The sequence below is a fragment of the Phaeobacter cretensis genome (assembly GCF_047372505.1).
Taxonomy (GTDB): domain Bacteria; phylum Pseudomonadota; class Alphaproteobacteria; order Rhodobacterales; family Rhodobacteraceae; genus Phaeobacter; species Phaeobacter cretensis.
On sequence record NZ_JBKBEU010000001.1, the window covers coordinates 1,061,154 to 1,086,311 of the forward strand.

Below are 25,158 nucleotides of genomic sequence, written 5' to 3' on the forward strand. Positions count from 1 at the left end.
AAGGGAGCAGAGCGATGAGTATTTTCCATCTCGCCTATCATGTGGATGACCTGACGAGAGCCCGCACGTTTTATGGTGAGCTGCTGGGCTGTCAGGAAGGGCGCAGTACCGACACATGGATCGACTTCAATTTCTTCGGCCACCAGATTTCGCTCCATCTTGGCCCTGTTTTTGCCACTGCCAACACTGGCAAAGTAGGTGATCACATGGTGCCTATGCCACACCTCGGGGTGATCCTGCCGCAGGCGGAGTGGCAAGCACTCGCCAACCGGCTTAAAGCAAGGGAAGTTGAATTCACAATCGCGCCCACCACACGCTTTGCTGGAGAGCCAGGCGAGCAGAGTACGATGTTTTTTCACGACCCATCGGGCAACCCGATTGAGATCAAAGGGTTTGCCGATATGTCAGGAGTATTTGCGACATGATCAAGGTTCAGTATGCAGCCCGCTCTGAACGTTGGAACACCCATGAAGCCCCTTTGCGTGCCGCCTTCGCTGACGCTGGTCTGGCGGTCGATCTGCGCATCGATCACGCGCCGGAAGATGTGGACTATGTGGTCTATGCGCCCAATTCTGACCTGCAAGACTTCACCCCCTATACCCGATGCAAGGCTGTGCTCAGTCTTTGGGCCGGGGTAGAAAAGATCGTGGGCAACCAGACCCTGACCATGCCGCTGTGCCGAATGGTCGATCCCGGTCTGACTGCCGGCATGGTAGAATGGGTCACAGGCCATGTGCTGCGATATCACCTTGGCATCGACAACACGCTCCTGACACAGGACCGATGGCAACCCATGGTCCCGCCGCTTGCCGAAGAGCGTCCAATCACAATCCTTGGCCTTGGCGCATTGGGCCAAGCCTGCGCTGAGATGCTGGCACAAATAGGCTTTCCCGTCACTGGCTGGTCTCGGTCCCCAAAGTCGATTGAGGGGATTGCCTGCAGCCACGGCGACGCCGGTCTGCGCGATGCTCTCGCCACAGCAGAGATTGTGATTCTTCTGCTGCCCGACACACCTGCGACGCACAATACTCTGAACCGTGAGACTCTGGCGCTGCTGCCGCGCGGCGCACGTATTATCAACCCCGGTCGCGGCCCGCTGATCGATGACGATGACCTGCTTGCCTCACTCGACAGTGGACAGATCGGCCACGCCACGCTGGACGTCTTTCGGGTGGAACCCCTGCCCGCAGATCACGCCTATTGGGCGCATAGCAATGTGACTGTGACGCCGCATATCGCTGCCGAAACCCGCGCCATCACCGCCGCTCGCGTGATTGCTGAGAACATCCGCCGGGGAGAGGCAGCCGAGCCCTTCCTGCATCAGGTTGACCGCAGTTTGGGATACTGAACACAGACATTTGGGTTTAACAATCGGCAACCAACCCGCACGCCTTCCTCGTGATTGATTTAACCCCTCGCGCTATTCTGACCGCATAAACCGGTGACCAGAACACTAGCGGTTACGTGGCGATACCTGCCACGAGGAAACGCCGGGCCAAGAATTCGCAGCAGCTGTTTCAGAAGTTGGCCTCTGGCAGCGAAATTGGAAAGTTGTTTACCTCCAGCTCAAGCCTTTTGCAGTCAATGGTACGTTCGAAGGAGAGCCATTTGATTGCGCGATGCAGCTAATGGCAATGGAGGTAATACCCCTTCTGCCAGACCGCAAAGACAATTGGGACCGTTGCCGACATCTGCCAAGCGAGGCGGGTAGCAGCACTTATAGAAACAGCGTTTCGTTCAACTTGCTCAACCTCAGTCTGGATATATTTTAAGCTGAGCTCAGGGTTGCCCCAACACAAGAAGGGCCGACGCCTCACGCCTGCCCTTCTTATCTCAAAACCTAAACTACTTCCTATTTTGCCGCCAAACCGCGACCTTTCAACAGGGCGTCCACACCGGGCAAACGGCCGCGAAAGGCGGTGTAGAGTTCCGCTGGGTCACGCGAACCGCCGGTAGACAGGATATGAGCCTCCAACGCCTCGGCGCGCTCACTGTCAAAGGCACCACCGGCCTCTTCAAACGCCTCAAAAGCGTCGGCATCCATCACCTCTGACCACATGTAGCTATAGTAACCGGATGAATAGCCGTCACCTGCAAACACATGCGCAAAATGCGGCGTGGCGTGGCGCATTATGATGGCTTTGGGCATACCGATCTTCTCCAGCACCTCAGCCTGTTTTGCCATTGGATCACGTGGCGCGGGGCCATCGTGGAAGGCCAAATCGACAAGCGCGGAAGCCACGTATTCCACCGTCTGAAACCCCATGTCAAAGGTCGAGGCAGCCAGCACCCTGTCGCGCATCTCTACCGGCATTGGCGCGCCGGTTTCTGCGTGGGTTGCGAATTTACCCAAAACTTCCGGCACGTCCAACCAGTGTTCATAAAGTTGCGAGGGCAGCTCAACAAAGTCGCGCGCTACAGAGGTGCCGGAGATGCTCTCGTAGGTAACGTTCGACAGCATCTGGTGCAGCGCATGGCCGAACTCGTGGAACAGCGTGCGCGCATCGTCATAGGACAGCAATGCCGGATCGCCCTTGGCGAAATTGCAAACGTTGATCACTACTGGCGTCGCCACCTCGGGGTATGTTGCCTGACTGCGCATCGCGGAACACCAGGCGCCCGAGCGTTTGGACGACCGGGCGAAGTAATCACCGATGAATACCGCCACATGCTGACCGTTTCGCGTGACCTCCCAGGCGCGGCAATCCTCGTGATAAAGCGCAACATCCAATGGTTTGAATTCAAGTCCAAACAGACGGGTGGCACAGTCAAACGAGGCTTCGATCATGCGGTCCAATTGGAAATAGGGCTTCAACTCGGCCTCATCGAGGTCATGCTCCGCCTTGCGCCGTTTCTCAGCATAGTAGCGCCAGTCCCAAGGCTCTAGATCGCCGTTGATCCCATCGTCTCGCATCATTTTGTTCAGCACCTTGGCGTCCGCCTCAGCCTGTGCCTTGGCAGGCTTCCACACCTGCATCAAAAGATCGCGCACTGCTGACGGGGCTTTGGCCATCTCTGTTTCCAGCTTGTAGGCGGCAAACGTCTCATAGCCCAAGAGCTTTGCACGCTCTTCGCGCAGTTTTAAGGTCTCGGCCGCAATCTCCCGATTATCACTCTCACCGCCGTTCGCACCACGGGCCGCCCAAGCTTCAAATGCGCGTTTGCGCAGATCGCGGCGGGAAGAGAACTTCAGAAACGGCGTTATGAGAGAGCGCGAAAGTGTAACTGCAGGGCCATCCAGCCCCTTTTCCTGCCCCGCGGCTCGTGCCGCCTCCACCAAGAACTGAGGCAGGCCGGTTAGGTCATCTTCGCTCAATGCCATGAACCAATCACGTTCGTCAGCAAGCAGGTTCTGGGTGAAATCGGTCCCCAGGATCGCAAGCCGCGATTTGATCTCCTGCATGCGGGCGTCTTCAGCCCCTTCCAGCGCAGCGCCACCGCGCACGAAACCGCGGTGTGTCAACATCAAAACGCGCTGCTGCTCATCGGACAAATCTTGCGTATTGTGTTGATCCCAAACGTATTTTACCCGCGCATAGAGCGCCTTGTTTGCGGTGATCGCAGAGAAATGCGCCGCCAGCTTAGGTGAGAACTCACGCTGAAGCGCTTCTCGCGCGGGATTACTGTCTGCCCCGGCCACGCTGTAGAACACAGACAACACCTGCTCGAGTTCTGGACAAGGCGCTTCTAGCGCCTCAATCACATTGGCAAATGTAGGGACCTCATCCGACTGGGCGATGGCGTCAATCTGCGCCTTATCTGCGGCCAAGGCGATATCCAGCGCCGGGGCGAAATCACTGTCCTGGATCTGATCAAAAGGGGCAATTTCAAACGGCGTGTCCCATTGGGATAGCAGGGGGTTAGTCATGACACATTCTCCTTTGTCAGAAGGCTATGCCTGCACCTGCCCATCGTCCAGAGCCTCTATCAGAACAATTTCACCAAAATGCTCTAACGCTGTTGTTCGCGACGACGCAGATGCTTCTCCAGCCGCCTGAGCAACAGCGACAACCCAATCGTTAACGTAAGATAAATCACTGCCACCACATTGTAGGTTTCAAAATAGCGGAAGTTGCCCACCGCTGTCAGTTTGCCCAACTGGGTGACATCTGCAACGCCGAGCACAGACACCAGCGAACTGTCTTTGACCAATGCGACAAAATCATTGCCCAACGGCGGTAGAATGGTCCGGATCGCTTGCGGAAACACCACCAGCCGAAACCGCTGCCATCGGTTCAAGCCAAGGGCCTTTGCCGCCTCAATCTGTCCCTTATCCACCGACTGGAGCCCAGCGCGAAAAACCTCTGAGATAAATGCGGAATAGGCAATCATCAACGCAATAATGGCCCGCCACAAGAGCGGGAAACTGCGGGTTCGGATTGGATCAGCTCCAAAGTAGCCTCCCAACCAGTTGCGCAATTCCACCAACGCCGGTGCCAGCACAAATGCCACATAAAGCAGTAGAACAATGATCGGGATCCCACGCACCACTTCGATGTAAAATCGCGCTCCTTGACGGATCACCAACCAACGCGACCCTGCAGCTAGCGCGAGCCCCAACCCTAGCAACGAAGCCAGAGAAAAGCTGATAAGCGTAACGAATACTGTCAGCTGAACGCCGCGCATGAGTGTGCTGAGAATTGTGAGATAAAGATCATCGGAGGCGACTCGCCAGATCAGCGTTGCACCGATCAGAAGCACTGCCGCTAACCACCAGGGAAAATCCTCGCTATTGCTCTCTGCCCTCCGCAACTTTGGCTCTTGTTCGCTCATCTCTGCCCCATAATGTAGAAATCCCCGGCACTTAGGCCGGGGATTGGTCGTGGTCGTGCGTCTGATCAACCACCGAGTTTATATTCGAGGAACCATTTGGTGTTCAGCGCTTCAAGCGTTCCGTCTGCAGCCATCGACGCAATCGCTGCATTGAGCGGCGCGACCAAATCGCTCCCTTTCGGGAAAATGAAACCGAAATCCTCGGTACCCAGCGGCTCACCGACAATTTTGAGCCCTCCATCAGACGCCTGCACATAGCCATTGGCAGCCGTACTGTCCGACAGAGCAAGATCCACATCACCGGTACGCAGCGCCTGAATGGCAGCGCCAAATGTTTCGAAAAGTTTGATGCGCGGGTTCGCCTCATCCCCATCAAGGATATCATAGACGGTCACGTAGAACGGCGTTGTTCCCGGCTGCGCACCAGCAAGAAGATCGGCATTTGCTGCAAACCCCTTGGCGTCTTCAAACCGTGTTTCATCTCCCGCCACTATCATCCGCATCTGCGATGTCAGGTAGCTGGCCGAGAAATCCACCTTTTCCTTACGGTCTTCACGAATGGTGATACCCGTCATGCCCATGTCATACTGGCCGTCGCTAACCGCCGGGATCATCGCATCCCAACTGGTGGTTTCATAAACCACGCTGATATTGATCCGCTTGGCGATTTCTGCAACGGCATCATATTCCCACCCAATTGCATTGCCGCTGGATGGTTCAACAAACTGCAGCGGTGGATAGGCGTTCTCAACCGAGATCACCACTTCACGGCCGTCAAGATCCGGCAAATCGGCGGCCATGGCGCTATTTGCCAGTATGGCCAGCCCGGCAGCTGCCATCGCGGTTCTTAGTCCCGGTTGGGTCATTTCAAATATCATTTTATCCTCCCCTTTTTGTTATCCTATTGCATTGTCGGGTTCCGTCAGACTTTCTAAACGTTTGTGCAGTCGATCTGGTCACCACTATTAGCCGCAATTCCTATGTCAGTCCCGCCCGCACAGATTGGACAATCGGCCTGCCCCCGCAGGCTTATCTTGCGGCTTTCTGCATATAGACCGTCATAGATCAGCATTTCACCACGCAGAACAGCGCCTGCGCCGCTTAGCGCTTTCAAGGCTTCTAAGGCCATCATCGCACCAATCACACCAGGCAAAGGCCCGACCACGCCTGCCTCAGAACAGCTGGGCGCTAACCCCGGCGCCGGTGCCTCCGGAAAAATGCACTGATAGCAAGGCCCGCTGACCGCAGGGTGAAATAGTGAAATCTGGCCTTCCCACTGAGACAAGGCCCCGGAAATCAATGGCTTCCCTAGTGCAACCGCCGTGCGATTGGCCAGATATCGGGTGTCGAAATTATCGGAGCCGTCAAGGATCAGATCATAGTCTTGGAACAGATCAGCCGCGATATCTGCGTCAAATCGGCGATAGTAAGGGCGCACCTCGACATAGGGGTTTTGCGCGACCATTGCGGCCTGTGCAGAGAACACCTTGGGGCGGCCGATGTCATCATCGCGGTGAATGACCTGCCGTTGCAGATTGGCGTTTTCCACGAGATCATCGTCGATTACCCCGATGGTGCCGACACCGGCTGCGGCCAGATATTGCAGGGCTGGCGCGCCAAGGCCGCCTGCACCGATCACCAACACACGTGCGTTGCGTAATTTCTTTTGTCCCGGACCACCAAGTTCGCGCAGAACAATGTGGCGCGCATAGCGTTCTAACTCGGTTTCGGAGAACTTGCTCGAACGCGACTGAGCCTGATCGCTAGCATCCTCGTTAGACTGAGCTCGGTTGCGCAGCAGACGCAGCCCCTGTCGATAGGCCAAGACCAGTACAATAACACCCGCCAACATCAGCCAGGGTGCAGCAGAACCGCCTGTGGCGACCCGCAACGGCGCGGTCTCGGGCAAGGTCAGATGCATCGCCAAAACCGCAAAATAAAGCACTGCCAGCAGGCTCAGCCGCAGCCTTCGTTCGAGACCCAGATACCGGCCGCCCCACCATATCAATGCGGCAAGGACAAAAATTGACAGCATCAGCCCTGCCCCGTGGAGCCAAAGCCCCCCGCCCCGCGCTGCGTTTCATCAAGCGTTTCTGCAAGCGCAAACCCAGCCTGCACAACTGGCGCGACAACCATTTGCGCGATGCGATCACCATGCAGGATCTCAAACGGCGCATCCCCTGCATTCATCAGGATCACGCCCAATGGGCCCCGATAGTCACAGTCAATAGTGCCCGGAGTATTGGGCAGCGTAATACCGTGTTTCAACGCAAGACCAGAGCGGGGGCGTACCTGCACTTCATAGCCCAGCGGAATGGCCATTCGAAGCCCGGTCGGCACCAACACCCGTGCGCCGGGCTCAAGGGTCAGGCTCGCACGATCCGGAAGATTGGCTCGAAGATCCGCCCCTGCGGCCCCTGGTGTCTGGTAACTTGGTAGACCAAGTTCCCTATCTGCACTCTCGTCAAATGTGACCCGGATCTCAACCATGTTGCGTCCTGTCCTTCTCTACCCGTCGTTCAAATGCACAGTGCGTCTTGTGGAACCACTACTAGCCAATCAATGCTGTTGCGATACGGTCAGCCAGTCGCCGGGCAACCGCATCCTTGTTCGTGCGCGGCCAACTCTCGGCACCGGTGTCCGAAATCAGAACCACCGCATTTTCACTGCCCCCCATGATGCCCGTCGCGGGAGAGACATCATTGGCCACGATCCAATCGCAGCCTTTGCGCAGGCGTTTGGCGGTCGCATTTTCCACCACATCATTGGTTTCCGCCGCAAAACCGACTACCAGCGCCGGGCGGCCATCCTCCAGCCGTGAAACTGTTTTCAGGATATCGGGGTTTTCTGCGAATTCCATCACCGGCAGGCCGTCTTTGGATTTCTTCAGCTTGCGGTCCGAGGCACTGGTGACACGCCAGTCGGCCACCGCCGCGGCAAAGACACCAGCGTCCGCAGGCAAAGCTGCAGCCACAGCATCGGCCATCTGCCGCGCGGTCTCCACTGGCACGACCTCCACCCCATCGGGAGGCGCGACGCTGGCCGGGCCCGTGATGAAGACCACCTCAGCACCCAGATCGCGCAGAGCACGGGCCAGCGCCGTTCCTTGCGCCCCGGAGGATCGGTTGGCGATGTAGCGCACCGGGTCAATCGGCTCGTGCGTGGGACCAGAGGTCACGACAATACGCCGCCCCTTTAGGGGACCATCCGAAAGCTTCGCTACAATAGCAGCAACGATGGCTTCAGGCTCAGCCAGGCGGCCCGGTCCAAACTCACCGCAGGCCATACCGCCCTCGTCCGGGCCAACAAGACTATGCCCATCCGCAAGCAGCGTGGCCAGATTGCGCTGGGTGGCCGCATGCTGCCACATACGGACATTCATAGCAGGGACCAGCAGCACCGGCGTATCTGTCGCCAGCAAAAGGGTTGAAGCAAGATCATTGGCATGGCCATTGGCCATCTTGGCCATCAGATCCGCCGTGGCCGGTGCCACGACCAGCAAATCTGCGCTGCGCGACAGCTGGATGTGACCCATTTCAGCTTCGGCTGTCAGATTAAATAGATCGCGGTGAACGGCCTGACCCGCCAAAGCCGACACCGACAGAGGTGTCACGAACTCCTCGCCAGCCTTGGTCAGAACCGGCACAACATCGGCCCCCTGATCCTGCAGGCGGCGGATCAGCTCAAGCGATTTATAGGCGGCAATGCCACCGCCGATAATCAGAAGAATACGTTTGTTCGCCAGCATTTGCTTATCCTTGCCGCAGATCCCGGCAAACTCTACTGCGCTGTGCCGCCAGTGTGAAACGGTTTTCGGCAGTAGATTTTCTGAAACTCTGCCCCGTTCTCATTGGAACGCCAAACAAGGATCGGGGCGAAAGAGTGCTGGTGCGTCTAATTCCACATCAAACGCCCCTGCTATTTGCCCGTCTTCGGATTGGCCAAGCGAGGCTATTGCCAGATCTGGTCGCGCCAATTGCAATGCGACCGGCGCACCTCGATCACGCCGCGCATGACCATTGCCGGTAATCACGATCACCGGACCCGCTGTTTGCTCCGACCCAGCAACCATTGACTGCTCCAAAGCCATCGTAACACCTCGAGCAAGCTCCGCATCTCGCAACCGTTGCAGATCGACGAGAACCGGCAAAATCTCCGCTGGCACCGCATTGCAATGGTTGGCCAGTTGATCCGCTTCGCGCATGGTTTGATCCGCCTTTGGTAAAGGTTCGGTCAAGCCATAAAGACCTGCATCAGGGCCAAAGAATGTTGCAACCCCTATTTCCATCGCACGGCGTGTCTCTGCACGGGGCACCAATGCGCCAAACTGCACAGCTTTCGCTCCGGCGGCAAAAATGGGCTGATAAAGCGTAAAATCCGGCCAACCCGACTCCGCCCAGTCAAGCGCCTCAGCCAAAGCGGGACCATGATGCAGCAGCTCAGGGCTCAGTGAAGCGGCCTGCGCCTGTGTGATCATTTCCCAGACCACCGCACTTGGCCGCAACTGGGCAACCAACTCCGCCTGCACTGCGTGATGGGCTGGGTTGTCATGGACCTCTCCCAGAAAGACCACATCCGCATTTGCGAGTATCGGCAACACCTCTGTAACGGTTGTGACCACGATCGCGGATGTAGGAGCATCCGTCTCATTTTCAGTGGCGTATCCGGCATTGGCCAACGTACCCATGGCGACGACAGTGGCCAAGGACATCCGGCGCAGGCCGCCTCCGCATATAGCGAAGGCGCGCCCCAACCGGGACACGCCTTCGCCGATAGAAATACTATTTTTTGTCATAGAAGAAAGTTCTGAACCTCCCGCGAGCAGGTTTCAAGTGCTTTGCGCATTTTCTGCAAGGCACCCGCTTCAAGCTGGCGAACACGCTCCTTAGAGAGGCCCAGCTCATTGCCGAGGCTCTCTAAGGTACGCGGTTTTTCACACAATTTACGTGCAGTAATGATAAACCGCTCACGTTCATTCAACGCTTGCATCGCCTCCAACAGCCAATTTCGCAGCTGCTTAGTGTCATGGCTCTCCTCAACCAAATCGGCAGCCTGCGCACGGTCGTCTTCCAGTGCTTCAATCCACTCCCGACCTTCATCCTCAGAGGATTGCACTGCATTCAGTGAGAAATCAGCACCTGCAAGCCGCCCATCCATCATCTGCACGTCACGCAAAGGCACGCCAATTTCAGTGGCTATTTTCTGGTGCAGCTGATGTTGATCCAGACGCGTTCCGTCGGACTGGGCCTGGCGTTCTAGCTGGGCCTGGACGCGCCGCATATTGAAAAACAAGGATTTCTGAGAGGATGTGGATCCGGTGCGTACCATCGACCAATTCCGCATCACATAGTCCTGGATCGAGGCCTTGATCCACCAAACCGCATAGGTCGAAAAGCGCACCCCTCGGTCGGGATCAAACTTATCGGCGGCTTTCATCAGGCCTAGCCCCGCTTCCTGAATAAGATCGTTCATCGGTGCGCCGTATCGGCGGAACTTTCCGGCCATGGAAATCGCGAGACGCATATACGCGTTGATCAATCGGTGCAGCGCCTGCACATCGCGCTCATCCCGCCAAGCATAGGCCAGTTGCAGTTCTGTTTCTGCATCCAGCAATTCTGCTTTCATTGCCCGCTTGGGCAACGGGTTTTCGATCATGGTATCAAGTGCCATTTTTCTTCCCCGTAGATGAATTTTGATATTGTTACGCACCACCAGAGTATTTGGATCACTTCACCTGTGACACATTCCTAAAACTTGATCGGAACTGTCATATCTGACCAAAGCGGCGTCAAAAAAGTGCAAGCGCACTGCCACATCGGCCTATCAGTGGTGCAATCATCGTCTGAAAATCTGCGCCAGAATAAGCGCTAGCTTAGAAATGTTGACGTGCTCACATGGGGAACACATCTTGCGTTGCGCCGCACCCGTGGCTACCCATTCACGCAACACTTCGGTCTTATCATGGTAATAAAAGTGCTGTCTAAAGTCACATTCATTCTGGGCGGCGCTGCGTCTGGCAAGTCGGCCTACGCGGAAAAAATCTGCCTAAACTCCCACAAAGACAGGGTTTATCTGGCCACTTCACAAGTGTTTGACGACGAGATGCGCGCCAAAATCGGCCGACATCTGGTTCAGCGTGGCAGCGGTTGGACAACCCATGAGGCGCCCATGGATCTGGCACCAGTACTCGACTCGCTGCATTCCGATCAGATCTGCCTGCTGGATTGTGCAACCATGTGGCTTAGCAATCAAATGCTGGCTGAAACGGATTTGGAAGCCGCACAGGATGCGCTGATGGCGGCACTGGCGCGATGCGCCGCCACAGTAGTGATCGTATCTAACGAAGTTGGTCATGGCATCGTGCCGGATAACGCTCTCGCGCGCCAATTCCGCGAAGCACAGGGTCGGTTAAACATCACTCTGGCCAGCAGCGCAGATACTGTTGTCCAAGTCACTGCAGGCCTGCCACATGTGCTGAAAGGAACCGCAATATGACCGAAGCCATCACCCGGCTCTTCTTGGTCCGCCATGGGCCGACCCACGCCAAATCCATGGTTGGCTGGTCCGATCTACCCGCAGATCTGTCTGATACGGCAGCTCTGGATCGGCTGCATCACTATCTTCCGCCAGACGCGCTGGTTGTTTCTTCAGACCTGAGCCGGGCGCGAGACACAGCGACCGCTATCGGTCGCGATCGGCAGAGGTTGGCAGACATTCCGGAGCTGCGCGAAATCCATTTCGGTGATTGGGAATTGCGCAGCTGGCATGAGATTGACGCAGAAGATCCCGACCGTATCCGAGCCTATTGGGAAACACCCGGAGATGTGACTCCGCCAGGCGGCGAGAGTTGGAATCAGGTCTGCGCAAGGGTCGATGCAGCGGTAAACGAGCTAGTCGAGACCCACCGCAGCCGAAATTTGATCGTGGTTGGTCACTTCGGTCAGATCCTGACACAAATCCAAAGGTCAGAGCAGTTGAGTGCAGAAGAGGCCTTCGCGCATCGGATCGACAATCTGTCTGTCAGTGAAATCACTCATCGCGGCACGAAGATGGATCGAGGATGGGGCATCGGCGCAATAAATCACAATCCGTGATACATGTATTCACAATTATTACATTTCAGAATGAAAAGCGTTGCGATACGCTCGCACCATGACTTATCAACTTTACATCGGTGATCGCAAGTATTCGAGCTGGTCGTTACGCGGCTGGCTGATGCTGGAAAAATTCAACCTGCCTCATGAAGTCTCTTTGGTCGAGATGTTTGCAGGCACCATGGCAGACAAAATGTCGAAGCTGGCACCCGCAAGATTGTTGCCAACGCTTCAGCTGCCAGATGGTACTGTGATCGGCGAAACAATTGCTATTGCCGAAACATTGGCGGAGCGGCACCCAGAGGCTGGCATGTGGCCGTCGGATGCCCGTCATCGCGCAACAGCACGCTGGCTGGTCGCGGAAATGGCGTCTGGTTTTGGGGCCTTGCGGAGCGCCTGCCCAATGCAATTGGCCTACGTTTATCAGGGATTTGAGCCTTCCGATTCTGTGCGGGCGGATCTGAAGCGGATCGAAACCCTTTTTTCCCACGCACGTGAAGTGTCGGGCAGCCACGAAGGTTGGCTGTTTGGTGACTACTCCATAGCGGATGCGTTTTACGCGCCAGTCGCTGCCCGGATCGTCGGGTTTGACCTGCCTGTTTCGGAAGACACACGCGCCTATTGCCGTACAACCCTGTCCGATCCGGTTCTGCGCAAATGGCAAGACAGGATCGACGAGGTGTCGTATGTGACAGACCCCTACCCAATCGAATTGCCCCGCAAGCCTTGGCAATTGTCCTAAGCGCCCTGCCTCTGACTGCGTCACCCGGATGAGACACTTTAGGTGAATAATCCGTAAAAAACCGGTGCCATTAACATCTCCGAAACCACGTTAGCAAAGCATCTCTCCCAACCCATTGTGGAAAGGGGAGAGATGATTTCGCGCGCTTATACCGTTGCTTTTCAAGGCATCGACGCACGCAAGGTCGAGGTGCAATGCGCTGTGGCACCTGGCTTGCCTGCATTTTCCATCGTGGGCCTGCCCGACAAGGCGGTTAGTGAGGCGCGCGAGCGTGTGCGCTCTGCCTTTGCGACCATGTCGATTGCTCTGCCTTCGCGCCGCATTACTGTGAACCTGTCCCCCGCCGACCTGCCCAAGGAAGGCAGCCATTTCGATTTACCCATTGCGCTGGCACTGCTGGCCGCGATTGAAATCATCCCCCCCGAAGCCGCATCCGAGACAATTGCACTGGGCGAGTTGTCGCTCGACGGCAGCCTAGTACCTGTCGTCGGCGCTTTGCCAGCGGCTATGGCTGCTGCCAGCGACGGACTGCGGTTGCTCTGCCCCAAAGCCTCTGGCGCCGAGGCCGCCTGGGTCAGTGATGCGACCGTTATTGGGGCAAACGGGCTAACGGATGTGGTCAGACATTTCACCGGGCAGATGGTCATTGCACCAGCCGAACCCGGCGAGGTGATTGATGCCCCTTCCGAAAAAGACCTGCGTGATGTGAAAGGTCAGGAACGGGCCAAACGCGCGCTTGAGATCGCAGCCGCCGGACGGCACCATCTGTTCATGGTCGGGGCCCCGGGATCAGGAAAATCAATGCTCGCAGCGCGGCTTCCATCTATTTTGCCCCCCTTAACTGCCGCCGAGGCGCTGGAAACCTCTATGATACAGTCCTTGTGCGGATTGATCGATGAAGGTGGCATTCGCCGTAATCGCCCCTACCGCGAACCGCATCACACCGCCTCAATGGCGGCCATTGTGGGCGGAGGGCGCCGCGCGCAACCAGGTGAGATCAGTCTGGCCCACAATGGCGTTCTGTTTCTGGATGAGCTGCCTGAATTCAGTCGCGCGGTGCTGGAAACCCTGCGTCAGCCACTGGAAACCGGCAGCGTGAATGTGGCGCGTGCAAATGCACATGTCAGCTATCCCAGTCGATTTATGCTAGTGGCCGCTGCCAATCCCTGCAAATGCGGGGCGCTCAGCGATGCAAACCGCGCTTGCGCACGGGCCCCACAATGTTCCACCGATTATCTCGGGCGCATTTCAGGACCGCTGATAGACCGCTTCGATCTCCGCGTTGATGTCCCGCCAGTGGGGTTCGCCGATCTGGATCTACCCAATGATAGTGAGCCTTCAGTCGATATTGCAATCCGTGTCGCTATCGCCCGCGAAGTACAGACCAGCCGGTACCAGCATTTTACAGGGATACGTCAGAATGCAGATGCAGAGGGGCAAATGCTAGAGGAAGTTGCCACCCCGGACAGCGAAAGCCGCGCCTTGCTGCTACAGGCTGCGGAGCGGTTCGGGCTAACGGCACGGGGCTATCACCGGGTGCTGCGAGTTGCCCGCACGATTGCAGATCTTGAAGGAGCGCCGGATGTCCGACGCCCCCATATTGCCGAGGCAATCAGTTTTCGCATTGCGGCCTAGGCGAACTCCGCAAGCTCAAACTCAGAGTTTGGCTTCAATCGCCTGCCAAATCTTTTCGGCAATGTTCACACCATCAAACCGTTCCAATTCCTGGATCCCGGTTGGTGAGGTCACGTTGATCTCGGTGAGGTAGTCACCGATGACATCGATACCGACAAAAATCTGCCCTTTTTCACACAGCAGTGGCCCAATCGCGGCACAGATTTCCAGGTCACGTTCGCTCAGGCTGATTTTTTCTGGCCGACCACCAACATGCATGTTGGAGCGCGTCTCACCCGCCGCCGGGACACGGTTGATCGCACCCACTGGCTCACCGTCGACAAGGATTACACGCTTGTCGCCGTTGGAAACATCGGGAAGGAATTTCTGCACGATCAGCGGCTCACGGCTAAAGCCTGTAAACAACTCATGCAGAGAGGCCAGGTTGCGGTCATTTGCGTCGAGCCGGAACACACCGGCCCCGCCATTGCCATAGAGCGGCTTTAGAATGATATCGCCGTGCTTTTCTTTGAACGCCTTGATGGTCTCAAGATCGCGGGCAACGGTGGTGGGCGGCGTCAGTTCTGGAAAATCCAGAACCAGCAGCTTTTCCGGGTAGTTGCGCACCCAGAACGGATCATTGACCACAAGAGCCTGACCCTTCAAACGATCAAGTAGATGGGTCGACGTGATGTAATGCATATCAAACGGCGGATCCTGGCGCAGCCAGATCACGTCAAACTCGCTCAGGTCCACTTCACGGCGCGGGCCGAGTTCCGCCGGGGTGCCGGCAACCCGCTGTACTGTCATATCGTGACCACGGGCAGTAACACGTCCCTCCTGATAGGCCAGCTGATCGGGGCCGTAAAAGAACAGGCTGTGACCCCGTGCCTGCGCTTCCTCCGCAATACGAAAGCTGCTGTCCGCGTTAATATCAACGTCGGTGATTGGATCCATTTGAAAGGCGATTTTCATTATGTCAGTCCCTCATGACTTGGGCAAAATGACATGGGCAAACCGCCCACGCCGAATACATGGCCCAGGTTGGCAGCGGGTTCAATGGCTGAAACGAACAACCTTAACTATAATAATTTTCCACAACCTCAACCTTACCGGCCCCATCAACTGCCGCGATATCCAACCTCGCCTCAGTCAACTGGCCATCGGACTCACCTGCGAGAAACTGCGCCGCACTGGTCACCATACGCTGCATCTGCTTGGCATTAATCCGTGCTATTGCCTGATCATGGGTGGCGCTGTGTTTGACCTCGACAAAGATCACCATCGCCTTCAGCCGCAGTATCAGATCGATCTCAGCGCCGCCGCCCCGCCAGCGGCGTTCAGCAACGCGATAGCCTTGGCTTTCATAGTGACGAGCCACCAGTTCTTCGGCCGCACGTCCGGCATGATGAGATTGAGACCCACGCAGCGCTCGGTCCGACTGCGACTTGGGTTGGGTTTCTTTCCCAGCGGCCACGCTTAGTCTGCTTCCTTGGCCATATCAAGCGCCAGTTGGTAGATTTTGCGGCGGGGCAAATTATGCATTTCAGCAACAATGGAGGCGGCGTCTTTCACGGAGTTATCCTTAAGTGCTGCGCGCAAGTCACTATCAAGGTCGCCATCGCTGACGCTGGTGCCTCTGGCGCGATCTACCAATACCACAATCTCGCCCTTGACCGGCGATTGGTCCAGACCGTCGGCAAGAACCAGCAGGTTACCGCGCCGTACTTCTTCAAATTTCTTGGTGATTTCACGGCACAGCGCTGCCGGGCGGTCGCCCAGCACCAATCCCATGTCGCGCAAAGAGGCGGCGACCCGCTTAGGAGATTCGTAAAACACCAGAGTTCCGGGCACCGCGGCAAGCTCTTCCAACCGTTTGCGCCGTGCCCCGCTGGCATTTGGCAAAAAACCTGCAAAGAAGAATGCATCCGTTGGCAGACCGGCCAATGTGAGCGCCGCCAGCGCCGCGGAAGCCCCCGGCGCAATGGTGACGAGATGTCCGGCCTCAGCTGCCGCGCGGCTCAGATCATAGCCTGGATCGGCAATAAGCGGCATACCAGCCTCGGAGGCATAGGCGACCGATTGCCCGTCTTCGAGCGCCGCCAGCAAGCGACCGCGCGCACCCGCTCCGCTGTGATCATGATAGGCAACAATCTGCCGTCCATTGAGGGGAACTCCGTGGATTTCCATGAGTTTGCGCAAGGATCGCGTATCCTCTGCAGCAATCATGTCAGCAGAGGCCAGCACATCCAACGCCCGCAAAGTAATGTCGCGAGCGGTGCCTATGGGTGTGGCAACAAAGTACAGGCCGCAGGGCAAATGGACGATCTTGTGATTCACGCTGGACCCGCCTTGTTGGTGGTTTATGATCTCTCAGGTACCAACACGGCCTACGCCGTCGGACAAGGGAGTTTCAAGTCTATTATGTTTGCTGTTTTTCAACATGCCCGCAAGGCGACAATAGCCGCTGTAACCGCGGTTTCAACGCTGGCACTGGCCGCCTGTGACACCTTGCCAACCGGTGTCGGGCCTACGATCAACACATCCAAGCCCGTGCCAGTGGCCCTATTGGTGCCTCGCGGATCTGCACAGCCGGGTGATGCGCTTTTAGCAAAGAGCCTTGAAAATGCTGCGCGCATGGCGATTGCAGATCTGAACGGTGTCAAAATTGACTTGCGAATCTACGACACCGCAGGCCTGCCTCAACAGGCCGCAACCGCTGCCACCACCGCAATCAATGACGGCGCGCGGATTATTCTAGGCCCGGTCCGCGCCGAGGCGGCAAATGCTGCTGGGCTAGTGGCTGCGCAGCGGAATGTGAATGTTCTGGCTTTTTCCAACAATACCGCCATTGCCGGTGGCAACGTCTTTATTCTTGGACCGACCTTTGACAATACGGCGCGGCGGCTGACCAGCTATGCTGCGCGTCAGGGCAAGGGGAACATGGTGATCGTCAGCGGCAGTGATCCCGCAGGACAGGCGGGCCGTGTTGCGATTGAACGCGCCGCTGCGGCAACCCCTGCCAATATCAACGGCGCTATTAGCTACGAGCTGTCGCAGCAGGGCGTCATCAACGCCATCCCTACCATTCGGTCGACTGTTGGCCGCAGCGGAGCGCAATCCGTTTTCCTAACGGCGAACACTGCCGGTGCTCTGCCCCTCCTGACACAGCTGATGCCGGAAGCGGGTGTAAACCCGGCCACCACTCAGTATATCGGTCTTACTCGTTGGGATATTCCATCGCAGACGCTGGCACTACCGGGTGTACAAAGTGGTTGGTTCGCCCTGCCCGACACCAATCGCTCACAGCAGTTCCGCGGCCGCTATCAAGCCAGCTATGGTGCAGCACCGCATCCCATCGGTGGTCTGGCCTATGATGGCATTGCCGCGATCGGCGCACTGGTGAGCGCAGGCAAATCCGACGCGTTGACCGGTGCTGCGCTGACCCGCAGCAATGGCTTCCAAGGCACCGGTGGGATCTTCCGCCTGCGGCCCGATGGCACCAACGAACGTGGCCTTGCGGTTGCGACAATCAAAGAACAGAAGGTCGTGGTTATTGACCCAGCTCCCAGTAGCTTCGCCGGTGCCGGATTCTGATCCAGCACTGCCGGACACCGTCCATCTACCGCCTTTACTGGGGCCGCTGATTTGCGACCCCGGCAAAATTTTTGATGCGGTAGCCGTTCGTGCAGCAATAACTGCACTGTCACGCGATTGCCCTGCTGCAGAGCTGCGCGCCGGGGTCGTCAACATCCTGCGTGACGCCAATTTGGCGGGACGTGCCGCGATCGCGGAGGCCTTTGCGGAGGAACCCTTCGCCGCACGGGCACTGACCCGGTCCTATGTCTACTTGACGGATGGGCTCGTCACGGCCGCGCATTTCACCGCCACCAGCCTGCTGCATCCACTGTCCAACCCTACTCAGGGTGAGCGGATCGCGCTAATTGCTGTTGGCGGGTACGGGCGCGGCGAGATGGCCCCTCAATCCGATGTCGATCTGCTGTTTCTAACCCCCTACAAGATCACCGCATGGGCCGAGAGCGCGATTGAATCGATGCTCTATATCCTTTGGGATCTACGTCTGAAGGTCGGCCATTCCAGCCGTACCATCCGCGATTGCATTCGTCTGGGCGGCGAGGATTTCACCATTCGCACCGCTATGTTGGAGCAGCGTTTTCTGGATGGCGATGCCGGGTTGGCTGCTGATCTGGACCGTCGCCTGAATGCCGAACTGTTTTCCAAGGACGCCCGCGATTTTGTCGAGGCAAAACTGGAAGAGCGCGATGCGCGCCACCTCAAGCAAGGCGAGCGCTATGTCGTTGAGCCCAACGTCAAGGAGGGCAAAGGCGGATTGCGAGATCTGCAGTCGCTATACTGGATCGCCAAATATCTCTATCAGGTACAAGACGTTGCCGAACTGGTGCCCATGGGATTGTTCAGCCCGGAAGAGCTGGACACCTTTGCCAAGGCCGAGAATTTTCTCTGGGCGGTGCGGGCACATCTGCATTTGCTCACCAAACGCGCAACAGAGCAGCTGAACTTTGACCTCCAGGTCGAGGTCGCTGCCCGCATGGGATATGAGGACCGGGCGGGGCGCCGCGCGGTTGAGGTCTTCATGCAGGAATATTTCCGTCACGCCACCAGAGTTGGCGATGTGACCCGTATTTTCCTGACCAAGCTGGAAGCCACCCACCAGAAAAACGAACCTCTTCTGGAGCGGATCTTTCGGAGGCGGCCTCGTGTGAAACCCGGATATATGGTGGTTCACAACCGCCTGAACGTGGCCGACCCGGAGGCTTTCTGCGCAGACAAGTTGAACCTTTTGCGCATATTCGAGGAAGCTCTGCGGACCGGCATGTTGATCCATCCCGATGCCATGCGCTTGGTGACCGCAAGCCTGCATCTGGTGGATGACGAGATGCGCAACGACAAGGAAGCCCGCCGGATCTTCATCGACCTGCTGCTGAAACATGGCAATCCCGAACGCGCATTGCGGCGGATGAACGAACTTGGCGTGCTCAGCGCCTTTGTGCCCGAGTTCGAGCCGATCGTGGCTATGATGCAGTTTAACATGTACCACTCCTATACGGTGGATGAGCACACCATTCAGGTGATCTCGAACTTTGCCGCGATCGAACGGGGTGAACTCGAAGATGAGCTGCCGCTATCCTCCACCGTGATCCGCACCGGCGTGAACCGTAAGGTGTTGCTGGTGGCGATGCTGCTGCACGACATCGGTAAGGGGCGCGAGCAAGATCATTCGATTCTGGGCGCACAGATTGCGCGACGTGTGGCACCACGGCTTGGCCTCAATAAAAGTGAATGCGAGACCGTCGAGTGGTTGGTGCGCTATCATCTGTTGATGTCGGATATGGCGCAGAAACGCGATATTGCCGACCCGCGTACGGTGCGCGACTTTGCTAAGGCGGTAAAGACTATCAAACGGCTGGACCTCTTGCTGTTGTTGACCGTCTGCGACATTCGCGGCGTTGGGCCGGATACGTGGAACAACTGGAAAGCGGCTCTGTTACGGGCGCTTTATAACCAGACCCGCGAAGCGTTGGAAAACGGGATGGAGGCGCTGAACCGGGCCCATCGCGGCACCGAGGCAAAGAAAGCCCTGCGCGCGGCCCTGCCCGACTGGTCCAAAGCAAGCCTGAAAGTGGAAACCGCCCGTCATTACGATCCCTATTGGCAGGGTTTGCACGTCACCGCCCATATCGATTTCGCCGAGATGTTGCGTGAATTGACCGAGCTTGATGACCCGGTAGAAGTGATCATTCGCCTGCACCCGGATGAAGACCGTGACGCCACCCGAGCCTGTTTTTCAATGGCAGATCATCCCGGCATCTTTGCCCGCATCGCCGGTGCGCTGGCGCTGGTTGGCGCGAATGTGGTTGATGCACGGTCTTACACCACCAAGGACGGCTATGTGACTGATGCCTACTGGATCCAAGACTCCGAAGGCCACCCCTATGAGGCAGAGCGCCTGCCACGGCTGCGGGAGATGATCCAGAAAACCCTGAAGGGCGAGGTGATCCCTGGCGAAGCACTCAGATCAAGGGACAAGATCAAAAAGCGCGAGCGTGCCTTCAATGTGCCGACACATATCACCTTTGATAACGATGGCTCTGAAATCTACACCATCATCGAGGTGGACACGCGGGATCGACCTGGACTGCTATATGATCTGGCTCGCACCTTGGCTGGGGCCAATATCTATATCGCCAATGCGGTGATCGCAACCTACGGCGAGCAGGTGGTTGATGCCTTTTACGTCAAGGACATGTTTGGCCTGAAATACTATGCAGAGTCCAAACAGAAATCGCTGGAGGCCAAGCTGCGCAAGGCCATCTCCGAAGGGGCAAAGCGGGCCGGATCATGAAGCCGATCAAGCTGATGTCGGGCTTTCTCACCGTCGGTTTCTGGACGTTAGCAAGCCGGATCCTAGGTTTCTTACGGGAAATCCTGATCACCGCCTATATTGGCCCCGGGCCGTTGATGGATGCCTTTGTGGCAGCCTTCCGTCTGCCCAATATGTTCCGCCGTTTCTTTGCAGAGGGCGCGTTTAATGCGGCCTTTGTGCCGATGTTTGCCAAACGACTGGAAAGCGGCGACGACCCGCAAGGATTTGCACAGGAGGCGTTTAACCTACTGGCAATCACGGTGCTGCTGCTCGTCGGGCTTGGCATGGTGTTTATGCCAGCCCTGGTCTGGGCCACGGCAGGCGGATTTATTGGCGATGCGCGGTTTGATCTCGCAGTTGGGTACGGACAGATCGTCTTTCCCTATATTCTGTGCATGTCCTTGGCTGCGTTGTTTTCCGGCGTTTTAAATGCCACCGGTCGATTTGCGGCAGCGGCCGCTGCGCCGGTTTTGCTAAACATCTTTGCCTGTGCAGCTATGGTCGCCGGGGCGGTGCTGGGCGGCGGTGTGATCACGTGGCTAATATGGACCATCCCAGTGGCCGGCGTGGCACAGCTGGCTCTGGTATGGGTGGCTGCCAGCCGTGCAGGCATTCACCTACGCCCCGGTCGTCCACGCTGGACACCACAGATGAAGAACCTTGTTCGAGTGGCGCTGCCTGCGGCGCTCGCAATGGGAGTGACGCAGATCAATCTGGTGGTTGGTCAACAGGTTGCCTCGGACATTGAAAACGCCGTGAGCTGGTTGTTTGTGGCAGATCGACTGTACCAATTGCCACTCGGCGTCGTGGGTATAGCGGTTGGTATCGTATTGCTACCTGATCTGTCGCGCCGCCTGCGGGCCGCTGATGATGCCGGTGCGCGGGACGCGTTTTCCCGTGCAGGCGAATTCTCACTGCTGCTGACACTGCCCTCTACGGCCGCATTTCTTGCGGTGCCATTGGTACTGGTTTCGGTGCTGTACGAACGCGGCGCAACCAGTTCCGACGACATCGCAGCGATAGCTCTCGCAGTTGCTATCTACGGTGCGGGCTTACCTGCTTTTGTGCTGCAAAAAGTACTGCAACCCTTGTTCTTTGCGCGTGAAGATACCCGGTCCCCCTTTCGCTATGCCGTGTTGGCGATGGTCATTAACGCCGTACTTGCCTTTGGATTGAAGCCGTTTGTGGGTTGGATCGCACCCGCAATCGCAGCGACAGTGGCGGGTTGGGCAATGGTCGCCTGCCTTTGGCTCGGCGCGCGCAGGATGGGCGACGTCGCACGGTTCGATCGACGTTTCTATGATCGCGGCCTGCGCATACTGGTAGCCTCGGCGATCATGGGGCTGTCGCTTTTTGGGGTGGTTCATAGTTTTGACTGGCTGTTCTACCTACCCACTTGGCGTTATCTTGCGCTGCTCGGGTTAATCGGCCTTGGGGCAGTTATCTATTTTGGCGTGGGTCAGATCATCGGCGCGGTGCGTCTGGGCGATGTAAAACGTGCCGTCCGCAGAGGAAGCGACCCGTCCGCAAGCTGACTGGCTTCTTAGCTACCAATCACACTATGAAGAGCACCAGCTGGCGCTCTTGTATATATTGTATGTAATGCATGCAGTCCGGCTTTACTCGGTCTCCTTTTCGACGCTTACTGACGTCGAATTCGGCTGCGGATCCGCGCCCAGCCACCAGGCGCTAAAAAGAAAGACAGGCCGAACCCGGTTCCAAATCCGCATAGATCTGCGACCCAGTCCAACGTGCCACCAAACAGCAGGCCAAACAGCAGTTGCACTCCCATCAGGAACGCGATCAGCGTGAAGGCCCTGCTTTGCTGAGCCCCCACCAATGCCAGTTGCCGCCACAGAATATAGGTAAAGGCCCCGATCAGCCCGTAGACGGCGGGAAATCCTCCAACCAGTGGAGTCGGCGATTGTGTCAGCAGCGCATAGCCAAGCGCACCACCAATGCCTGAGACCAGAAACACCACCACCATGGCCAGATCACCAAAGATCTCTCCGACCATCTTGCCCATCGCCAAAACAAAAACGCAGACAAACAAGGTTTGGGTAAAGGCCACATGCACAAAAATGTAGGATACGAACCGGATCAAATGTTCCACCGGCCATTGTCCGGTCTCCCACATCCACCACAGAACCTCTGACGAGAAGGCATAGGTCTGGATGGCATGCAACCGCCAGCCAATGGCATCGGCTCCGCCAATGATGCCGCGCGCACCAAGCGAGAACCCGGCCTCGATCGCAAAGAGGATCAGCACCAGCGCCACTACCACCGGCGGCAGCGGGTTCACCGGAGACGGCTCTTTTTCGTGTTCCATCGTGATCTTGCTCCTACTTGCCTGCACTGTTGTCCTGCCCGACACCTGATGCCCGACCTATGACGGCCGATCCGAGCGTGGTTGACGACTGTTGCCGCCATGGTTAAGCCAGCAAGGATCCTAATTCCAGACGGGAGTTTCTTGATGACCGAGACTACATTCACGCCCCGCGTGTTTTCCGGCATCCAACCATCGGGCAATCTGCACCTTGGCAACTATCTTGGCGCGCTGAAGCGGTTCGTGGATTGGCAAGCCAAGGACGTAGAAAGCATCTACTGCATGGTAGATCTGCACGCCATCACTGTCTGGCAGGACCCGGTTGATCTGAAGAAATCCACGCGCGAACTGTGTGCGGGTTTCATCGCGGCGGGGCTTGATCCCGAACAGTCGATCCTGATCAATCAAAGCCAGGTGCCCGAACACGCGCAGCTCGCATGGATCTTTAACTGCGTCGCCCGCATGGGCTGGATGCAGCGGATGACCCAGTGGAAAGACAAAGCTGGCAAGAACGCGCAGAATGCGTCTCTCGGCCTGTTTGCTTACCCCGCGCTGATGGCAGCAGATATTCTGGTTTATCACGCCACCCATGTACCCGTTGGTGAGGATCAGAAGCAACATCTGGAACTGACCCGTGACATTGCGATGAAGTTCAACCATGACTACGGCGTCGATTTCTTCCCTGAGACCGAGCCGGTGATCGAAGGGGCTGCCACGCGCGTTATGTCTCTGCGCGACGGTTCCAAGAAGATGTCGAAATCCGATCCTTCGGATGCCAGCCGCATCAACCTGATCGACGACGCCGACACCATCGCCAAAAAAATCCGCAAGGCCAAGACCGATCCTGACGCTCTGCCGTCAGAAGCAGAAGGTCTGGAAGGCCGCCCCGAAGCACGCAATCTGGTCAATATCTACGCCGCAATGGCAGAAAAAACCGTGGATCAGGTGCTCGCAGACGTTGGCGGTAAGGCGTTTTCGGAGTTCAAACCGATGCTCGCCGATCTGTCAGTTTCAAAAATGAGCCCCATCACCACTGAGATGGCCCGTTTGATGCAGCATCAGGACGAAATCGACAAGATCCTTGCGCGTGGATCAGAGCGTGCCCGAGAGATCACAGCCCCCATTCTTCGCAAAACTTATGACATTGTGGGCATGGTGGCTCCGGTTACTCTATGATACTAGGCCTTACGAGCCCGCACCCTGCGGGGAGATAGATACTGGAGAATTCGGATGGCCAATGGCACCGTGAAATGGTTCAACGCAACAAAAGGCTACGGCTTTATCGAGCCCGAGTCTGGCGGCAAGGACGTGTTTGTACACATCTCTGCGGTTGAACGCTCGGGCCTTAATGGTTTGAACGACAACCAAAAAGTTTCCTACGAGCTGGAAACTGGTCGTGACGGCAAGCAGTCCGCAGGTTCCCTGGAACTGCTGTAAGGATCGCGGCGCGGATCTTCCTCGCCCATCCATCTAAAGACGTTCTGGCCACGGATTCCTGTGGATAGAATCACCCTAAGGCCGCCCGTTTCTGGCGGCCTTTTGCATGTCTGCAGTTTTGAATTTCAATCTGGAGATGTGTGTCGATCAAGCCACGAGCGGCACACTTACTGGCCTTTGATGCCATTCATGGTCAGGTCGGCGACCATCTCCGCATAGCCTTCGCGCGCCTCCGGCCCTGTCCCTGAATTCCACATGTAGTACCAGTTCAGCATACCAAAGACCGACATGGTGGTAGCTCGCAGCTTGGCTGGATCCTGAGCGATCTCATCCGAAGCAACGGCCGCCAGCGCATCACTCACCAGATGGACCAACTCACGCTGATACCCACGCAGTAAAGCCTGTTGAGGCTCTGGTAAGGCTGACATCGCGCTGATTTGCACCTGATGCTCGTTGTCAGCCCCCTGATAGGCCAGCAGGATTTCAGACACGATCCGGCGCAGGCGCTGGTCAGGGACAAGACCCGTAACATCCACACTACAGACCCGGTCCCGCAGCTCACAGAGGTAGGTATCAAGAACACCGAAAAGCACAGCGTCCTTGCTGTCATAGTAATGGTAGATATTGGCCTTGGAGATCCCGCACTCCCGCGCCAGCTGGGTCATCGATGCTCGATCAAAGCCCTGTTCAGCAAAGACTTTTGCCGCAGATGTAAGTATCTGCGTACGCTTGTGATCATGATCTTTAGCAATGGTGCGGGCCAAGT

General features: G+C 57.0%; 24 protein-coding genes. 11 read left to right on the plus strand and 13 right to left on the minus strand.

Translation table 11 applies throughout. The features are described 5' to 3' along the window. Positions 1 to 14: 14 nt before the first annotated feature. Together ACEWZM_RS05125 and ACEWZM_RS05130 are read left to right on the plus strand one after the other, a co-directional pair. On the plus strand, positions 15 to 425 hold the full coding sequence (locus tag ACEWZM_RS05125; protein WP_414005414.1) for a VOC family protein: 411 nt from the start codon (positions 15 to 17) through the stop codon (positions 423 to 425). Then, positions 422 to 1,348, plus strand: coding sequence for a 2-hydroxyacid dehydrogenase (locus ACEWZM_RS05130; RefSeq protein ID WP_414005415.1), 927 nt, complete (start codon positions 422 to 424; stop codon positions 1,346 to 1,348). Before ACEWZM_RS05125 ends, ACEWZM_RS05130 begins: the two co-directional genes overlap by 4 nt. A 504-nt stretch (positions 1,349 to 1,852) precedes the next feature. On the opposite strand, the gene ACEWZM_RS05135 is transcribed toward ACEWZM_RS05130, so the two are convergent. The 8 genes from ACEWZM_RS05135 to ACEWZM_RS05170 all read right to left on the minus strand — a co-directional run bounded on the left by ACEWZM_RS05135 (position 1,853) and on the right by ACEWZM_RS05170 (position 10,443). Further along, on the minus strand, positions 1,853 to 3,868 hold the full coding sequence (locus tag ACEWZM_RS05135; protein ID WP_414005416.1) for a M3 family metallopeptidase: 2,016 nt from the start codon (positions 3,866 to 3,868) through the stop codon (positions 1,853 to 1,855). Positions 3,869 to 3,951: 83 nt separating this feature from the next. After that, positions 3,952 to 4,773 carry an amino acid ABC transporter permease gene (locus tag ACEWZM_RS05140; RefSeq protein ID WP_414005417.1) on the minus strand — a complete coding sequence of 274 codons (822 nt, stop codon included), beginning with the start codon at positions 4,771 to 4,773 and terminating at the stop codon, positions 3,952 to 3,954. Between the two features lie 65 nt (positions 4,774 to 4,838). Continuing rightward, the gene (locus ACEWZM_RS05145) at positions 4,839 to 5,612 is read right to left on the minus strand and encodes a transporter substrate-binding domain-containing protein (protein ID WP_414007960.1); all 774 of its coding nucleotides are present in this window, start codon (positions 5,610 to 5,612) and stop codon (positions 4,839 to 4,841) included. 92 nt (positions 5,613 to 5,704) lie between these two features. After that, positions 5,705 to 6,808, minus strand: a complete 1,104-nt coding sequence (locus tag ACEWZM_RS05150; protein WP_414005418.1) for a HesA/MoeB/ThiF family protein — start codon at positions 6,806 to 6,808, stop codon at positions 5,705 to 5,707. Further along, entirely contained in the window at positions 6,808 to 7,263 is a 456-nt protein-coding gene (gene dut / locus ACEWZM_RS05155; protein WP_414005419.1) for a dUTP diphosphatase, read from the minus strand. The genes ACEWZM_RS05150 and dut overlap by 1 nt, the downstream gene beginning before the upstream one ends. A gap of 61 nt (positions 7,264 to 7,324) precedes the next feature. After that, positions 7,325 to 8,521, minus strand: a complete 1,197-nt coding sequence (gene coaBC, locus ACEWZM_RS05160) for a bifunctional phosphopantothenoylcysteine decarboxylase/phosphopantothenate--cysteine ligase CoaBC (protein WP_414005420.1) — start codon at positions 8,519 to 8,521, stop codon at positions 7,325 to 7,327. Between the two features lie 99 nt (positions 8,522 to 8,620). Beyond that, positions 8,621 to 9,568 (minus strand): ChaN family lipoprotein, encoded by a 948-nt coding sequence (locus ACEWZM_RS05165; protein WP_414005421.1) that lies wholly within the window; start codon positions 9,566 to 9,568, stop codon positions 8,621 to 8,623. Next, on the minus strand, positions 9,565 to 10,443 hold the full coding sequence (locus ACEWZM_RS05170) for an RNA polymerase factor sigma-32 (protein WP_414005422.1): 879 nt from the start codon (positions 10,441 to 10,443) through the stop codon (positions 9,565 to 9,567). The genes ACEWZM_RS05165 and ACEWZM_RS05170 overlap by 4 nt, the downstream gene beginning before the upstream one ends. Before the next feature lie 291 nt (positions 10,444 to 10,734). Here ACEWZM_RS05170 and cobU point away from each other — a divergent pair, with 291 nt between their 5' ends. The 4 genes from cobU to ACEWZM_RS05190 all read left to right on the plus strand — a co-directional run bounded on the left by cobU (position 10,735) and on the right by ACEWZM_RS05190 (position 14,244). Further along, positions 10,735 to 11,268, plus strand: a complete 534-nt coding sequence (gene cobU, locus ACEWZM_RS05175; RefSeq protein ID WP_414007961.1) for a bifunctional adenosylcobinamide kinase/adenosylcobinamide-phosphate guanylyltransferase — start codon at positions 10,735 to 10,737, stop codon at positions 11,266 to 11,268. Beyond that, positions 11,265 to 11,867 carry a histidine phosphatase family protein gene (locus ACEWZM_RS05180; protein ID WP_414005423.1) on the plus strand — a complete coding sequence of 201 codons (603 nt, stop codon included), beginning with the start codon at positions 11,265 to 11,267 and terminating at the stop codon, positions 11,865 to 11,867. The genes cobU and ACEWZM_RS05180 overlap by 4 nt, the downstream gene beginning before the upstream one ends. A 58-nt stretch (positions 11,868 to 11,925) precedes the next feature. Continuing rightward, on the plus strand, positions 11,926 to 12,609 hold the full coding sequence (locus ACEWZM_RS05185; RefSeq protein WP_414005424.1) for a glutathione S-transferase: 684 nt from the start codon (positions 11,926 to 11,928) through the stop codon (positions 12,607 to 12,609). A 132-nt stretch (positions 12,610 to 12,741) separates the two neighbouring features. Further along, positions 12,742 to 14,244, plus strand: a complete 1,503-nt coding sequence (locus tag ACEWZM_RS05190; RefSeq protein ID WP_414005425.1) for a YifB family Mg chelatase-like AAA ATPase — start codon at positions 12,742 to 12,744, stop codon at positions 14,242 to 14,244. A gap of 21 nt (positions 14,245 to 14,265) precedes the next feature. On the opposite strand, the gene gshB is transcribed toward ACEWZM_RS05190, so the two are convergent. From gshB to rsmI, 3 genes are all read right to left on the minus strand, one after another. Continuing rightward, positions 14,266 to 15,198: a glutathione synthase gene (gshB, locus tag ACEWZM_RS05195; RefSeq protein ID WP_414005426.1), complete on the minus strand. Its 933-nt coding sequence runs from the start codon at positions 15,196 to 15,198 to the stop codon at positions 14,266 to 14,268. 103 nt (positions 15,199 to 15,301) lie between these two features. Further along, positions 15,302 to 15,700 carry a YraN family protein gene (locus tag ACEWZM_RS05200; RefSeq protein ID WP_414005427.1) on the minus strand — a complete coding sequence of 133 codons (399 nt, stop codon included), beginning with the start codon at positions 15,698 to 15,700 and terminating at the stop codon, positions 15,302 to 15,304. Positions 15,701 to 15,702: 2 nt separating this feature from the next. Further along, a complete protein-coding gene (gene rsmI / locus ACEWZM_RS05205) occupies positions 15,703 to 16,563 on the minus strand; it encodes a 16S rRNA (cytidine(1402)-2'-O)-methyltransferase (RefSeq protein WP_414005428.1) in 861 nt (286 codons plus the stop codon). Positions 16,564 to 16,647: 84 nt separating this feature from the next. Between rsmI and ACEWZM_RS05210 the strand changes: the two genes are divergently transcribed. Genes ACEWZM_RS05210 through murJ form a run of 3 tightly spaced genes read left to right on the plus strand, consistent with a single transcriptional unit; the run spans position 16,648 to position 22,164 of the window. Continuing rightward, positions 16,648 to 17,820 (plus strand): penicillin-binding protein activator, encoded by a 1,173-nt coding sequence (locus tag ACEWZM_RS05210; RefSeq protein ID WP_414007962.1) that lies wholly within the window; start codon positions 16,648 to 16,650, stop codon positions 17,818 to 17,820. Next, positions 17,780 to 20,608 carry a [protein-PII] uridylyltransferase gene (locus tag ACEWZM_RS05215; RefSeq protein WP_414005429.1) on the plus strand — a complete coding sequence of 943 codons (2,829 nt, stop codon included), beginning with the start codon at positions 17,780 to 17,782 and terminating at the stop codon, positions 20,606 to 20,608. The genes ACEWZM_RS05210 and ACEWZM_RS05215 overlap by 41 nt, the downstream gene beginning before the upstream one ends. Beyond that, positions 20,605 to 22,164 (plus strand): murein biosynthesis integral membrane protein MurJ, encoded by a 1,560-nt coding sequence (murJ, locus tag ACEWZM_RS05220; protein ID WP_414005430.1) that lies wholly within the window; start codon positions 20,605 to 20,607, stop codon positions 22,162 to 22,164. Before ACEWZM_RS05215 ends, murJ begins: the two co-directional genes overlap by 4 nt. 107 nt (positions 22,165 to 22,271) lie before the next feature. On the opposite strand, the gene ACEWZM_RS05225 is transcribed toward murJ, so the two are convergent. Further along, positions 22,272 to 22,958 (minus strand): rhomboid family intramembrane serine protease, encoded by a 687-nt coding sequence (locus tag ACEWZM_RS05225; RefSeq protein WP_414005431.1) that lies wholly within the window; start codon positions 22,956 to 22,958, stop codon positions 22,272 to 22,274. A gap of 144 nt (positions 22,959 to 23,102) precedes the next feature. Here ACEWZM_RS05225 and trpS point away from each other — a divergent pair, with 144 nt between their 5' ends. Both trpS and ACEWZM_RS05235 read left to right on the plus strand, forming a co-directional pair. After that, positions 23,103 to 24,131 (plus strand): tryptophan--tRNA ligase, encoded by a 1,029-nt coding sequence (gene trpS, locus ACEWZM_RS05230; protein ID WP_414005432.1) that lies wholly within the window; start codon positions 23,103 to 23,105, stop codon positions 24,129 to 24,131. 54 nt (positions 24,132 to 24,185) lie between these two features. Next, the gene (locus tag ACEWZM_RS05235; RefSeq protein WP_014875579.1) at positions 24,186 to 24,392 is read left to right on the plus strand and encodes a cold-shock protein; all 207 of its coding nucleotides are present in this window, start codon (positions 24,186 to 24,188) and stop codon (positions 24,390 to 24,392) included. Between the two features lie 167 nt (positions 24,393 to 24,559). On the opposite strand, the gene ACEWZM_RS05240 is transcribed toward ACEWZM_RS05235, so the two are convergent. Beyond that, on the minus strand, positions 24,560 to 25,156 hold the full coding sequence (locus ACEWZM_RS05240; RefSeq protein ID WP_414005433.1) for a TetR/AcrR family transcriptional regulator: 597 nt from the start codon (positions 25,154 to 25,156) through the stop codon (positions 24,560 to 24,562). Positions 25,157 to 25,158 lie beyond the last annotated feature (2 nt).

What these genes read in the sequence shown, in the direction of transcription:
- ACEWZM_RS05210 (WP_414007962.1), top strand. Translation starts at nt 16,648, where the DNA reads ATGTTTGCTGTTTTTCAACATGCCCGCAAGGCGACAATAGCCGCTGTA.
- ACEWZM_RS05235 (WP_014875579.1), top strand. Translation starts at nt 24,186, where the DNA reads ATGGCCAATGGCACCGTGAAATGGTTCAACGCAACAAAAGGCTACGGC.
- ACEWZM_RS05145 (WP_414007960.1), bottom strand. Translation starts at nt 5,612, where the DNA reads ATGGCAGCTGCCGGGCTGGCCATACTGGCAAATAGCGCCATGGCCGCC.
- ACEWZM_RS05135 (WP_414005416.1), bottom strand. Translation starts at nt 3,868, where the DNA reads ATGACTAACCCCCTGCTATCCCAATGGGACACGCCGTTTGAAATTGCC.
- ACEWZM_RS05165 (WP_414005421.1), bottom strand. Translation starts at nt 9,568, where the DNA reads ATGACAAAAAATAGTATTTCTATCGGCGAAGGCGTGTCCCGGTTGGGG.
- ACEWZM_RS05130 (WP_414005415.1), top strand. Translation starts at nt 422, where the DNA reads ATGATCAAGGTTCAGTATGCAGCCCGCTCTGAACGTTGGAACACCCAT.
- coaBC (WP_414005420.1), bottom strand. Translation starts at nt 8,521, where the DNA reads ATGCTGGCGAACAAACGTATTCTTCTGATTATCGGCGGTGGCATTGCC.
- murJ (WP_414005430.1), top strand. Translation starts at nt 20,605, where the DNA reads ATGAAGCCGATCAAGCTGATGTCGGGCTTTCTCACCGTCGGTTTCTGG.
- ACEWZM_RS05170 (WP_414005422.1), bottom strand. Translation starts at nt 10,443, where the DNA reads ATGGCACTTGATACCATGATCGAAAACCCGTTGCCCAAGCGGGCAATG.
- ACEWZM_RS05180 (WP_414005423.1), top strand. Translation starts at nt 11,265, where the DNA reads ATGACCGAAGCCATCACCCGGCTCTTCTTGGTCCGCCATGGGCCGACC.
- ACEWZM_RS05185 (WP_414005424.1), top strand. Translation starts at nt 11,926, where the DNA reads ATGACTTATCAACTTTACATCGGTGATCGCAAGTATTCGAGCTGGTCG.
- ACEWZM_RS05125 (WP_414005414.1), top strand. Translation starts at nt 15, where the DNA reads ATGAGTATTTTCCATCTCGCCTATCATGTGGATGACCTGACGAGAGCC.
- ACEWZM_RS05140 (WP_414005417.1), bottom strand. Translation starts at nt 4,773, where the DNA reads ATGAGCGAACAAGAGCCAAAGTTGCGGAGGGCAGAGAGCAATAGCGAG.
- ACEWZM_RS05190 (WP_414005425.1), top strand. Translation starts at nt 12,742, where the DNA reads ATGATTTCGCGCGCTTATACCGTTGCTTTTCAAGGCATCGACGCACGC.
- gshB (WP_414005426.1), bottom strand. Translation starts at nt 15,198, where the DNA reads ATGAAAATCGCCTTTCAAATGGATCCAATCACCGACGTTGATATTAAC.
- trpS (WP_414005432.1), top strand. Translation starts at nt 23,103, where the DNA reads ATGACCGAGACTACATTCACGCCCCGCGTGTTTTCCGGCATCCAACCA.
- dut (WP_414005419.1), bottom strand. Translation starts at nt 7,263, where the DNA reads ATGGTTGAGATCCGGGTCACATTTGACGAGAGTGCAGATAGGGAACTT.
- cobU (WP_414007961.1), top strand. Translation starts at nt 10,735, where the DNA reads ATGGTAATAAAAGTGCTGTCTAAAGTCACATTCATTCTGGGCGGCGCT.
- ACEWZM_RS05225 (WP_414005431.1), bottom strand. Translation starts at nt 22,958, where the DNA reads ATGGAACACGAAAAAGAGCCGTCTCCGGTGAACCCGCTGCCGCCGGTG.
- ACEWZM_RS05150 (WP_414005418.1), bottom strand. Translation starts at nt 6,808, where the DNA reads ATGCTGTCAATTTTTGTCCTTGCCGCATTGATATGGTGGGGCGGCCGG.